The sequence below is a fragment of the Actinoplanes sp. NPDC051513 genome (genome assembly GCF_044454685.1).
Taxonomy (GTDB): domain Bacteria; phylum Actinomycetota; class Actinomycetes; order Mycobacteriales; family Micromonosporaceae; genus Actinoplanes.
Genome location: NZ_JBITDW010000010.1, coordinates 238,085 through 250,318, shown reverse-complemented (window position 1 = coordinate 250,318; position 12,234 = coordinate 238,085). Strand labels below are relative to the sequence as shown.

10 protein-coding genes are annotated in these 12,234 nt (G+C 68.4%); 7 read left to right on the top strand and 3 right to left on the bottom strand.

Annotation, left to right across the window (positions count from 1 at the left end):
* Positions 1–37: 37 nt before the first annotated feature.
* The 6 genes from ACIA5D_RS30305 to ACIA5D_RS30280 all read left to right on the top strand — a co-directional run bounded on the left by ACIA5D_RS30305 (position 38) and on the right by ACIA5D_RS30280 (position 8,269).
* Positions 38–1,117, top strand: a complete 1,080-nt coding sequence (locus ACIA5D_RS30305) for an ABC transporter substrate-binding protein (RefSeq protein WP_396033714.1) — start codon at positions 38–40, stop codon at positions 1,115–1,117.
* 91 nt (positions 1,118–1,208) lie between these two features.
* Entirely contained in the window at positions 1,209–3,941 is a 2,733-nt protein-coding gene (locus ACIA5D_RS30300; protein ID WP_396033713.1) for an AbfB domain-containing protein, read from the top strand.
* Positions 3,942–3,945: 4 nt separating this feature from the next.
* Positions 3,946–5,466 carry a sugar ABC transporter ATP-binding protein gene (locus ACIA5D_RS30295; RefSeq protein WP_396033712.1) on the top strand — a complete coding sequence of 507 codons (1,521 nt, stop codon included), beginning with the start codon at positions 3,946–3,948 and terminating at the stop codon, positions 5,464–5,466.
* Positions 5,463–6,419 carry an ABC transporter permease gene (locus tag ACIA5D_RS30290; protein ID WP_396033710.1) on the top strand — a complete coding sequence of 319 codons (957 nt, stop codon included), beginning with the start codon at positions 5,463–5,465 and terminating at the stop codon, positions 6,417–6,419. Before ACIA5D_RS30295 ends, ACIA5D_RS30290 begins: the two co-directional genes overlap by 4 nt.
* Positions 6,420–6,421: 2 nt before the next feature.
* Positions 6,422–7,432: an ABC transporter permease gene (locus ACIA5D_RS30285; protein ID WP_396033813.1), complete on the top strand. Its 1,011-nt coding sequence runs from the start codon at positions 6,422–6,424 to the stop codon at positions 7,430–7,432.
* A gap of 3 nt (positions 7,433–7,435) precedes the next feature.
* Entirely contained in the window at positions 7,436–8,269 is an 834-nt protein-coding gene (locus ACIA5D_RS30280) for an oxidoreductase (protein WP_396033708.1), read from the top strand.
* Positions 8,270–8,282: 13 nt separating this feature from the next.
* Here the strand turns inward: ACIA5D_RS30280 and ACIA5D_RS30275 are convergent, their stop codons facing one another.
* From ACIA5D_RS30275 to ACIA5D_RS30265, 3 genes are all read right to left on the bottom strand, one after another.
* On the bottom strand, positions 8,283–8,993 hold the full coding sequence (locus ACIA5D_RS30275) for a zf-HC2 domain-containing protein (RefSeq protein WP_396033707.1): 711 nt from the start codon (positions 8,991–8,993) through the stop codon (positions 8,283–8,285).
* Complete coding sequence (locus tag ACIA5D_RS30270) at positions 8,990–9,511, bottom strand: sigma-70 family RNA polymerase sigma factor (protein ID WP_396033706.1); 522 nt, start codon at positions 9,509–9,511, stop codon at positions 8,990–8,992. The genes ACIA5D_RS30275 and ACIA5D_RS30270 overlap by 4 nt, the downstream gene beginning before the upstream one ends.
* Before the next feature lie 145 nt (positions 9,512–9,656).
* A complete protein-coding gene (locus tag ACIA5D_RS30265; RefSeq protein ID WP_396033705.1) occupies positions 9,657–10,952 on the bottom strand; it encodes a neprosin family prolyl endopeptidase in 1,296 nt (431 codons plus the stop codon).
* A gap of 276 nt (positions 10,953–11,228) precedes the next feature.
* Between ACIA5D_RS30265 and ACIA5D_RS30260 the strand changes: the two genes are divergently transcribed.
* The gene (locus ACIA5D_RS30260) at positions 11,229–12,221 is read left to right on the top strand and encodes a magnesium transporter CorA family protein (RefSeq protein WP_396033704.1); all 993 of its coding nucleotides are present in this window, start codon (positions 11,229–11,231) and stop codon (positions 12,219–12,221) included.
* The last annotated feature ends 13 nt before the right edge of the window (positions 12,222–12,234 follow it).

Here is a 12,234-nt window from a genome sequence, read left to right as displayed (position 1 = left end):
ACTCCCCGATGTCTCATCACCGCTAAGGAGCTCATTCATGACCACATACCGGGGCCTTTTGCGCCCTGCGGCCGTCACCCTCGGTGTAGCCCTGCTCATGCTCAGTGCCTGCGCCAAGTCCGAGGACTCCGGTTCGGACACCGCCGCCGCGCCGCCGAGCGCGGCCGCGCAGGTCGCTCAATCCGCCGCTCCCGGCGCCGCGACCTGCACCATCGACCAGTACGGCGGCTCGAAGGTCGACCTCAAGTCGGCAAAGGTCGGCTTCTCCCAGTCGGAGAAGGAGGCCAACCCGTTCCGTATCGCCGAGACCCAGTCCATCAAGGACGAGGCGGCCAAGCTCGGCATCACCAACCTCACGACAACGAACGCGAACTCCCAGTTCAACAAGCAGATCAGCGACGTCGAGCAGATGATCGACTCGGGCGTGCAGCTGCTGGTCATCGCGCCGCTCAACTCGGACGGCTGGGACTCGGTGTTCGCCAAGGCCTCGGCCAAGAAGATCCCGATCATCACGATCGACCGCAAGATCAACGCCGCGGCCTGCAAGGACTACCTGACCTTCATCGGGTCGGGCTTCGCCGAGCAGGGCAAGCGCGCCGCGGACGAGATGGCCAAGGCGATGGGCAACAAGGGCAAGGTCGCGATCCTGCTGGGCGCGCCCGGCAACAACGTGACCACGCTGCGCACCAGCGGCTTCAAGGACGAGATGGCCAAGGTCGCGCCGGACATCAAGATCGTCTTTGAACAGACGGGCAACTTCGCCCGTGAGGACGGGCAGAAAGTCACCGAGCAGCTGCTGCAGTCCAACCCGGACATCAATGGCATCTACGGCGAGAACGACGAGATGGCGCTGGGCGCGATCACGGCGCTCAAGGGCGCCGGCAAGAAGGCCGGCGACGTGAAGGTCGTGTCGATCGACGGCACCAAGGGCGCTGTGCAGGCCATTGTGGACGGCTGGGCGTCGGCGGTCATCGAGTCGAACCCGCGCTTCGGGCCGCTCTCCTTCGAGACCGCCACGAAGTTCTTCGCCGGTGAGCCGGTGGGCCAGGACATCATCATCCAGGACTCGCAGTACACCGCCGACAACGCCAAGAGCGACCTCGCCAAGGCGTACTGATCCCCGTTGCGGGTGGCGGCGCCGGATCGCGGCGCCGTCACCCGATGTTCGTCTGTGTTCCCCAGGACGCACTCCGGGCAAGGAGCGGAACGTGACCGCACATCCCCGACGGCTTACCCGAATTCTCGCGGTGGCGCTGGTCGCCTCGGCCGGCACCCTGATCGCCACCAGCCGGCCCGCCGCGGCGTTCGCCCCCAAGACGCCGCCCCTGACCACACCGTGGACTTCTCAGGTCTCCACGACCAACCCCCTGCCGGAGTATCCCCGTCCGCAGCTCACCCGTGCCGACTGGCAGAGCCTCAATGGCATCTGGCAGTTCGCCGGCGCCGCGAACATCAACACCCCGCCCACCGGCCAGACGCTCGGCGAGGAGATCCTCGTGCCATACCCGATTGAGAGCGCGCTCTCCGGGATCATGCGACGCCAGGACTACTCGTACTACCGGCGCACATTCACGGTTCCGGCTGGCTGGTCGGGGCGCAGCGTGCAGCTCAACTTCGGCGCCGTGATGTGGCAGTCCAAGGTCTGGGTGAACGGCGCCCTGCTCGGCACCCACGAGGGCGGGTACGACAAATTCTCGTACGATATAACCAATGCCCTTAAATCCGGCAGCAACGAGATCGTCGTCGGCGTCTGGAACCCGGTAGAAACCCAGGACATCCCGGTCGGCAAACAGCGGATCAGCCGCGGCGGCATCTTCTACACGCCGTCCTCCGGCATCTGGCAGACGGTCTGGCTCGAGCCGACCAACGCCGCACACATCACCCGCCTCGACCCCGCGCCGAACGTCGCCGCCGGCGGTCTCGACCTGGTGGTGCAGGCGGCGAACGCGTCCGGCCAGCCGGTCACCGCGCAGGTTCTCAGCGGCGGCACGGTCGTCGGCACCGCCACCGGCACGGTCGGATCGAGCCTCAGGATCCCGGTTCCGAACGCGCGCCTCTGGTCGCCCGACGATCCGTTCCTGTACGACCTGCGCGTCACGCTGGGCACCGATGCCGTCGGCGGCTACTTCGGCATGCGCTCGCTCGGCAAGGCGATGCTCGGCGGGGTGCTGCGGCCCACGCTGAACGGCAAGTTCGTCTACCAGCTCGGCACGCTCGACCAGGGCTACTGGCCGGACGGCATCTACACCGCGCCGACCGACACGGCGCTGCGCTTCGACCTCGAACAGCAGAAGGCCATGGGCTTCAACATGGTCCGTAAGCACATCAAGGTCGAGAACGACCGCTGGTTCTACTGGGCCGACCGGCTCGGGCTGATGGTCTGGCAGGACATGCCGGCGCTGGCCAGCGGGCGGGAACCGTCGACGGCCGGGCGCACGCGCTTCGAGAAGGAGCTGCGGGCGATGGTCGACCAGCACAAGGGAATCACCTCGATCGTGCAATGGGTCCCGTTCAACGAGGGCTGGGGCGAGTACGACGCCGGCCGGATCACCGACCTGGTGAAGAGCTGGGACCCGACCCGGATGGTCAACCACGACTCCGGCTCGAACTGCTGCGACTCCGACCCCGACCCGGGCAACGGCGACGTGATCGACGACCACGTCTACGTCGGCCCCGGCATGACGCGGCCGCCGACGGCAACGCGGTTCGCCGTCAACGGTGAGTACGGCGGCCTGGGGCTCAGGACCACCCACGAGTGGCCTACCAGCGGAAAGTTCGCCTATGAATGGCTGCCGAATTCGACAGCGCTCACGAATCGCTATGTCCAAATATCTACCAGATTAATTGAGCTTATCTCGACAAATGGTCTTTCAGGATCGGTCTACACCGAGCCTACGGACGTGGAAGAGGAGCTCAACGGCTTCTACACCTATGACCGGCAGCTGGCCAAGATGGACCTGGCCCGGGTGCGCGAGGTCAACCTGCGGGTGCTCGGCGCCGCCACCGGCGCCACACTGTCGACCGGCAAGCTGGTGTCGCTGCGGGTCACGACGCCGGGCTACACCAACCGCTACCTGCGGCACTCGAACGGCGCGGCCCGTACGGACGTGATCGGCACCGCGCAGACCGACCGGCAGGACGCCTCCTTCTGGGTGCGGGCCGGCCTGTCGAACAGCGCCTGCTACTCGTTCGAGTCGCGCAACTTCCCCGGCCAGTACCTGCGGCATCGCGGCTACCGGGTCTACCAGGAGGCCAACGACGGCGGGTCGACGTACAACGCCGACGCCACCTTCTGCGCCCGGCCCGGCCTCTCCGGCGGCGGCACCTCGCTCGAAGCGTCCAACCTGGCCGGCTACTACCTGCGACACCGCAGCGAAGAGATCTGGATGGACCAGAACACCGGCGGGTCATTCACCGACGACGCGACCTGGGCGGTCGTCGCGCCACTCTGGCGCAGCGGCACCGACCTGGCGGTGGGCCAGAACCGGTCGTTCCGGGTCACCACGGCCGGCTACGACACCCGCTACCTGCGGCATCGCGACGGCCTGGCCCGCACCGACGTGATCACCACGAGCAGCGCGGTCACCGACCGGCAGGACGCCACCTTCACGGTCCGCGCCGGCCTCGCCGACAGCGGCTGCTACACGTTCGAATCGGTCAACTACCCGGGGCAGTACCTGCGGCACGCCGGCTACCGGCTGCAGAAGGCGACCAACGACGGGACGACGACGTTCCAGCAGGACGCCACCTTCTGCGCGCAGCCGGGCCTGAACGGCGGCAGCGGCAACGTGTCGCTCGAGTCCTTCAACTACCCGGGCTACTACTGGCGGCATTACGCCGAAGCGGTCTACATCGCCACCAACGGCGGCGGCAACACCTGGGACGCGACCGGTAGCTATGCCGCCGACGCGACCTGGAACAACGCGAATCCACTGGGGTAAGAAGATGCTGGAAGTCGTCGACGTCGCCAAGATATTTCCGGGGGTGAGGGCCCTCGACGGAGTCTCGTTCCGCCTGCGAGCGGGCGAGGTGCACGCCCTGGTCGGGGAGAACGGCGCCGGTAAGTCCACTTTGATCAAGGTGCTCACCGGCGTCTACCAACCGGACTCGGGCGACCTGCGATTCCAGGACGAGCCGGTGCAGTTCGCGACGCCGATGGACGCCCAGCACGCCGGGATTTCCACGATTTATCAGGAAGTCAACCTCATCCCGCTGATGAGCGTGTCGCACAACCTGTTCCTCGGCCGCGAGCCGAGGAACAGGCTGCGCCTGCTCGACGAGGCGCGGATGCATCGCGAGGCGCGGGAGATCCTGGCCGGCTACGGCGTCACCGCCGACGTCCGGCTCCCGCTCGGCACGCTGGCGCTCGGCGCCCAGCAGATGGTCGCGCTGGCCCGGGCCGTGATGATCGACGCCAAGGTCGTGATCATGGACGAGCCCACCTCGTCGCTCGAGGCGCGCGAGGTGGAGACCCTCTTCGGGGTCATCCGCGACCTGCACGCGCACGGGATCGGCATCATCTACGTCAGCCACCGGCTGGACGAGCTCTACCGCATCTGCGACGCCGTCACGATCCTGCGCGACGGCAAGGTGGTGCACACCGGCAAGCTCGCCGACCTGGAGCGGATCCAGCTCGTGGCCCTGATGCTGGGCCGGGAGATGTCGGAAATACGCCGAGAAGGCGCCACGGCGTTCTCCTCCGACAAAACGGGCGACACCGACGCGGCGCCGGTCCTGCGGGTAAGCGGTCTGACCAGCCGCCGCAAGCTCCACGACATCAGCTTCGAGGTGCACCCCGGGGAGGTGGTCGGACTGGGCGGCCTGCTCGGCGCCGGCCGCAGCGAGACGATCAAGGCCATCGGCGGCGCCTACCCGCTCGACAGCGGCGACGTGCAGGTCGACGGCGTCGATCTCAAGAAGCCGACCACGGTCCGGGCGGTCAAAGCGGGCATCGCCGTGCAACCGGAGGATCGCAAGGCCGAGGGCATCGTCGCCGGCCTTTCCGTACGCGAGAACATCGCGCTCGCCGTGCTCCCGAAGATGTCCCGGTTCGGGCTGGTCTCCGACTCGAAGATCGACGCGATCGTCGAGCGGTTCATGACCCGCCTGCGGATCAAGGCATCCGGCCCGGACCAGCTCGTCGGCGACCTCTCCGGCGGCAACCAGCAGAAGGTGCTGTTGGCCCGGCTGCTCGCGACCGGGCCGAAGGTGCTGCTGCTGGACGAGCCGACCCGCGGCATCGACGTCGGCGCGAAGGCCGAGGTGCAGTCGCTGATCGACGAGCTCGCGGCCGAGGGGCTCGGCGTGGTGCTGGTCTCGTCCGACGCCGAGGAGCTGATCGAGGGCGCCGACCGGGTGGTGGTGCTGCGCGACGGGGTGATCGTCGGCACGCTCACCGGCGCTTCCGTGACCACCGAGGAACTCATGGCGACGATCGCCGCCGCCGCACCGCCGGAGGAAGAATGACCACCGCGACCCTCGCCTTCGACGCGAGAGACCTCAAGGCCTGGCTGCCGAGATACGGCGTCTACCTGGCGATCGTCCTGCTGGTCCTCTACAACGTCTTCTTCACGCCGTACTTCCTGACCTGGAGCAACCTGCGCATCCAGCTGATCCAGGTCGCGCCGATCGTGATCGTGGCGCTCGGCATGGCGCTGGTCATCGGCACCGAAGGCATCGACCTCTCGGTCGGGTCGGTCATGGCGCTGGCCGCGGCCCTGATACCCCTCTATCTCGGGTACGGCGTGGCCGGCGCGATCCTCGTGTCGCTGCTGGCCGGGGTGGCCGTGGGTCTGATCAACGGCGTGCTGGTGGCCCGCGTCGGCCTGCAACCGATCGTCGCCACCCTGGCGCTGTTCGTCGGCGGGCGCGGACTCGCCGTGGTGATCAGCGAGGGCAAGCTCAAGGACGTACGCAACCCGGATCTGATCACGCTCGGATCCGGTGACCTTCTCGGCATCCCGATCCTGGTGTGGATCGCCGCGGCGCTGGTGCTGGTCGTCGCGTTCCTGGTGCGCCGCACGGTCTTCGGACGTCGGCTGCTCGCCATCGGCGGCAACCGCCCGGCCAGCGAGCTGGCCGGCCTCCCGGTGAAGCGCGTGCTGATCACCGTGTACGTGCTCTGCTCGGTGCTCGCCTCGATCGCCGGCCTGTTGTCGGTGGCCCGCATCCAGTCGAGCGACGCCTCGGCGGTCGGGCTGCTCATCGAGCTCTCCGCGATCACCGCGGTGGTGGTCGGCGGCACCCCGCTCACCGGCGGCCGGGTCCGGGTCCTCGGCACGGTCGCGGGCGCCCTGCTCATGCAGCTGGTGATCGCCACGATGATCAAGCACAACCTGCCGCCGTCCACGACCGAGATGGCGCAGGCCGTCATCATCCTGATCGCGGTCTACGTGGCGCGAGAGAGGAAGACCCGGTGACCATGGGAATCGCCGCCGGCCCCGAGACGCCCGCGGCCGCCGTCGAGGACATCCGCAAGGCCGAGCGCACCGACCGGATCGTCGGCACGATCCAGCGTCAGGGCGCGCTCGCCGTCCTCATCGGCGTCGTGCTGATCTCGATGGTCGCCTTTCCGAACTTCCGCAGCTTCGACAACACCGCGACGATCCTGGTCGCGGCCGCCCCGCCGATGCTGATCGCGCTCGGCATGACGTTCGTGATCATCACCGGCGGCATCGACCTGTCGGTCGGGTCGCTCTACGTGCTCGGCGGCGTCCTCGCGGCCTGGGCGTCGCAGTACGGCTTCGTCGCCGCGTTCGCCGCCCCGTTGCTGGTGTGCGGGCTCATCGGCGTCGCGAACGGGCTGCTCATCGCGTACACGAGAATGGCGCCTTTCATCGTGACGCTCGCGGCGCTGCTCGGCGCCCGCGGGTTGATGCGCGCGATCAGCGACGAGGGCTCCGAGACCTATCTGGTCAAGAGCGACGCTTTCCGGAAGCTCGGCAACGGGTCGCTGCTGGGGATCGGCTATCAGGTCTGGCTGGTCACGGTGCTGGTGCTGCTGGGGATGGTGCTGCTGAGCCGCACCCGCTTCGGCCACTCGGTCTATGCGGTCGGCGGCAGCGAAGACGCGGCGGCGCTGATGGGCGTGCCGGTGCGCCGGATCAAGGTGTGGGTCTACGTCATGTCGGGGCTGCTCGCCGGCCTGGCCGGGGCGATCAACGCGGCCAAGCTCGGCTCGGGCGTCACCGTGCTGGGCACCGGTATGGAGCTCGACGCGATCGCCGCCGTGGTGATCGGCGGCACCCTGCTCACCGGCGGCGCGGGCACGATCGCCGGCACCGTGGCGGGCGTGCTGCTGCTCGGCGTCATCCAGAACCTGATCAACCAGGTCGGCAACGTCAACAGCAACTGGCAGCAGGTGATCAGCGGCGCGTTCCTGGCGCTGGTGGTGGTCGCACAGACCTACCTGGTCAAGCTGCGTAGGGTTTGAGGGGTGAAGATCGGAGAACTGGACGTCAACCGGGTCGGCTACGGAACCATGAAGCTCACCGGCTGGCCGCAGGGCGACCGCCCGGACCGGGACACCGCGCTCGCGGTGCTGCGCCGAGCCGTGGAGCTGGGCGTCAACCACCTCGACACCTGCCACTACTACTCGCGGGACGGCGTGGCCGCGAACGAGCTCATCCGGGCCGCGCTGTACCCGTACCCGAAAGACCTGGTGATCGTCACGAAGGTCGGCGCGCTGATCGAGGGCGACGACATCACCCGGCCCGCGTCCGAGCATCGCGGCCTCACCCCGGACGGCCTGCGCCGCGGCGTCGAGGCCAACCTGCGCGAACTCGGCGTGGACCGCATCGACGTGGTGAACCTGCGGATGGGCGACCGGGGACACGACGGCTCGGGCTTCGAGACGGCGCTGGCGACGCTGATGGAGCTGCGGGCCGAGGGTCTCATCCGGCATCTGGGCATCTCCAACGTGAGCCGGGCACAGTTCGACCGGGCTCGCGCCGTCGCCGACATCGTGTGCGTGCAGAACCTGTACAACATCGCCGACCGCGACGACGACCCGCTCGTCGACGCGTGCGCGGCGGCCGGCGTCGCCTACGTCCCGTTCTTCCCGGTCGGCGGGGGCTTCCGGCCGCTCGCCGCCGATCGTCTAGAAGCGGCGGCCAAGCGCCTCGGCGCCTCCGTCCAGCAGGTGGCGCTGGCCTGGCTGCTGGCGCGCTCGTCCGCGATCGCGCTCATCCCGGGCACGAGCTCGCTCGCGCATCTCGAGGAGAATATGGCGGCCGGTGACCTGCCGCTGAGCGTCGCCGACCTGGACTAGGGCCGGACTGGCGCTAGTCGACCGTGGCGGTGCCGAGCAGGTGGCCGTAATGGTCGGCGACGCTCACCGATTCCACATCGCGCAGCTGGATGGAGCTGGCCCCGATGACCTTGGCGTTGCCGCTCGGGGTCGGCCCCCACGCCGCCGCCTGCTCGACCGTGCCGCGCATGCTCTTCACCCGGCAGAGGAACGGCCCCTCACCGCGCAGCTTGGTCACGTCCAGCGCGATCGACACGCCCCAGGTCTTGGGCGTGAGCACCGCCTCGCCGGTCATCCCGCTGCCCTGGGCCGCCTCGAACTGGGCCGTCACCAGCTGAGGGCTCGGTAACACCTGCGGCGGCTGACTTTCCCGGCTGCCGCGGATCACCCCCACCCCGATGACGGCGGCGACCAGCACGACGGCGGCCGCGGCCAGCCAGCGTACGCGCGCCATGCGATTTTCCCGGGACCGCTCGGCGCGCATGCGGCGCAGCAGACCCTCGACGTTCTCCTGGCTCGGGCGGGCGGCCAAGCTGATCGGTGGTTGCGCCGCGCCGCCGGCCGCGCGCTGGGCATCGGGCAGGCGTTGCAACAGCTCGGGTACGGGCGCCAGCCGGTCCAACTCGTCGCGGCACTCGTCACAGTCCCGCAGATGAGAGTCGAGCCGATCGGTGTCCGCCTCGTCCAGGCCGCCGAGCAGGTAACCACCGAGCAGCCGCCGCAGGTCGTCGTGATCGAGGCTCAACGCAGCACCCCCATCTCTTCGAATGCCGTGCGCAGCGCCCTTACCGCGTAATATGCCCGGGATTTCACCGTTCCCTCGGGCACGGACAGCCGTCGCGCCGCCTCCGCCACGCTCTGCCCCTCGTAGTACATGGCCCTGACCACCGCCTGATGATCGGCGGACAGCCGCTCGAGAGCCTCGGCCACCAGCCAGCCCTCGACCAACTGGTCGACGTTGTCCTCGGTCGGCATGGTGTTGACCGCGACCTCGTCGGCCACCAGGTGTGGGCGGCGCTGCTCGGCCCGCCAGGCGTTGGTCACCACGTTCCGCGCGATGGTCAGCAGGTACGAGCGGGTACGCCCCTGGTCGGTGTCAAGGTGGTCGATGTGCTTCCAGGCCCGCAGGAGGGTCTCCTGCACCATGTCTTCCGCACGGTGCCGATCGTGCACGTAGCGCAGGACGAAGCTGAGCATGACCGCGTAGTGCTCGTTGTAGAGCGCGGTCATCAGCTCCTCGTCGGGGCTCACCCGTCGCCTCATCCGCGCCATGCCCTCCGCCCGAGTCCGCCTGCCACCCACTTGTACACCGTCGAGGTGAAGCCGGTTCGATCGGCGGGCGCGGAGCCCGCAACAGGGCGATGCCCGGTCCCCCTCGCCGGGGCCGGGCATCGCGTCAAAGAGAACCTCAGCCGCTGCAGGTCTTGGGTTCGAGGGGCTTACCCGGCCCGCCGTACCGGAATGTTCGAGCGCTCAGGATCGTCAGCGGATAGAAGCCGGTCGTGGAGCGCATGTACATCGCCACGGCCGGGCCGTTGATGTAGGTGATGCTCGCCATGTAGGCCGAGCTGCTCTTCTCGACGTCGGCGGACTGGCCGTTGCCCATGTCGGTGCTGCACGGCTCCAGCCGGGAGGCGGCGACCTCACCGAAGACCTGCACGAGACCGGACTTGCTGAACTTGACGCCCTCGTCGTTCCACAACTGCTCGGGGAAGTAGCCGATCCACTCCGAGTCGAACGCGACCCACCAGGCGCCGTTGAAGTACTGGATGGCGAACTTCTTGGTGGTGTCGGCGGCGAGGGTGTCGCCCGGCTTCATGTTCTTGCTGTACTGCACGAAGCCGCAGCCGTTGTAGCAGCTCTCTTCGCGGTTGACCCAGTGGTAGACGAACAGGTGCGGGTCGTCGTCGCCGTTCACCACGCGGTCGACGGTCCAGCCGACCTCGACGATCTGCTTGCCGTCGGCGGACTGCACAGCCAGCTCGCCCAGCGTGTGGTAATCGGCCTTGTTCAGCTTCGGCTTGGCGATGTAGGCGTTCGTGTAGAAGCCGTCGGTCTCGGCCGCCTGCGACCCGACGTTGTAGAGGTAGTAGACGTCGTCACTGCCGGTGGCGCCGCTCGGCTCGGGCGCGGCCGACTTCGACGAAGCGGTGGGCTCCGGCGTCGACTCCTCGGGAACCGACTCGCCCGTCGCGGTCTCCTCGGGCGCCGCGGTCTCCTCGGTCGTCGCCTCGGTCGTCGCGTCCTCGGTCGGTTCCGTCGTGGCGGTCGTCGCCTCAGGCCCCGTGGTCGGTTCGGTGGTCGGTTCGGCCGACGCTTCCGGCGGCCCGGGCGGAGCGATGTCCGTCTGCTCCGTCTTGAGGTACGTGTTCTTCGCCCAGCGGCCCTTCGGCGCGTACCGGCCGCGGGGCTGAGTGGAGCCGCTCGTGTCGTTGGCGGCGGCGTCGAAGCCTTCGGCCCGCAGGGTCCTGGCAGAGGCGCCGGCGCGGCCCTTGCGCACCCTCTGCGGACGCTCGCCCCAGGGCAGGTTCGTGGGAGGTGTCGCGACGCCGGGCATGCCGGCGGCGGCTGCCGCGGCGGGCGCCTGCTCGGCAGCGCCCGTGATCTGTTCCGCGCCCGCGTTCAGGGTCGAGGCAACGCCCAGGGCGCCGACCACGGCTACCGCAAGGCCGGCGGCAAGAAGGCCGCGGCGTGACTTCAACACGTGTCCGTCCTCGTTGATCGTGGAGTCGGAGGTGTGGGCGAGGTAGCCTCCGGCACCGGTTCTCGGCGGCGCAGGTCACCATATAGCTTTCTCGATTCGAGTTGACCCTGCTGACGGGTTTTCCGCCTTAACGGCTGAGGCCCCGAGCCGATCCGGTGATTCAAAGCCCAATTTCACGTACGGAGCGTGTCGGCGCGATCGCTGAGGGCGGCTTTTCACGTGTTGTTCGGAAAGAGGCAAAGCGCTACGAGCTTCTTTCAGGTCTAGCGTAAAGCAGTGGCCGGGATCCGTGTGTTGTCACTGTCCGCCGACGGGGTGGAGACGCACACCCTGGCCGAGGTCGAGGGCCTGCTGGAACGGCCCGGCGCACTGGTGTGGGTGGACATTCCGGAGTGCTCCGACGAGGCGATCACGTTGCTCACCGACGTGTTACGTTGCCACCCTCTCGCGGTCCGCGACTGTATGCATCGGAATCGCGTGCCACGTGTCCGGATTTATCCGCATCATCAGCTGTTGATCCTTCACGGTCCGGAGCGGGGACCATCCGGACACGTCCACTATCTCGAGCTCGATCAGATAATCGGCGAAAAGTATGTCGTGACCGTGCATGGCCCGATCAATCCGAGCCTTTCCCCCGAAGTGGCGCTGCGCGAGACCGACGGGGTGCGCCGGCGGCTCGAGGCGGGACGTTTGCGGCCCGATTCGCCGTACGAGCTGTCGTACGCGATCACCTCGGCCCTCATCCACCGGCTGGAGGCGTTCATCGAGGAGGTGACCACCGACGTGTGGCACCTCGAGCAGCGGGTCACCGGCGGCCACATGGGCAATCCCGAGGAGTTCCTGGAGGAGCTGTTCCAGGCGCGGCACGGCCTGCTCTCGGTCCGCACGATGGGCGCGCTCGGCGCCGAGGTGTACGGCCGGATCGCCGCGCTGGAGGCCCGGATCCCGGCCGGCGACCTGCCGCTGGTCAACGACCTGGTCGACCAGCTCAGCAGGATCCGCGGGCTGGCCGACGGCGAGCGGGAGTACCTCCAGGGCGTGATCGAGTTCTACCGCGCGCGGGCCGAGACCAAGATGACGGTCGCCGCCGAGCGGCTCGCCGTGATCGCCGTGGTCACGCTGCCGATCACGGCGCTCTCCTCGGTCTACGGCATGAACATCATCGTCAACGAGCACACCAAGGTCCCGCAGCTGGTGGCCGTCCTGCTCGTCATGGCCGTCATGTCCGCGTTGCTGCTGACCTGGGCCAAGCGCCGCGGCTGGTGGTGAGAGCCACCCATCC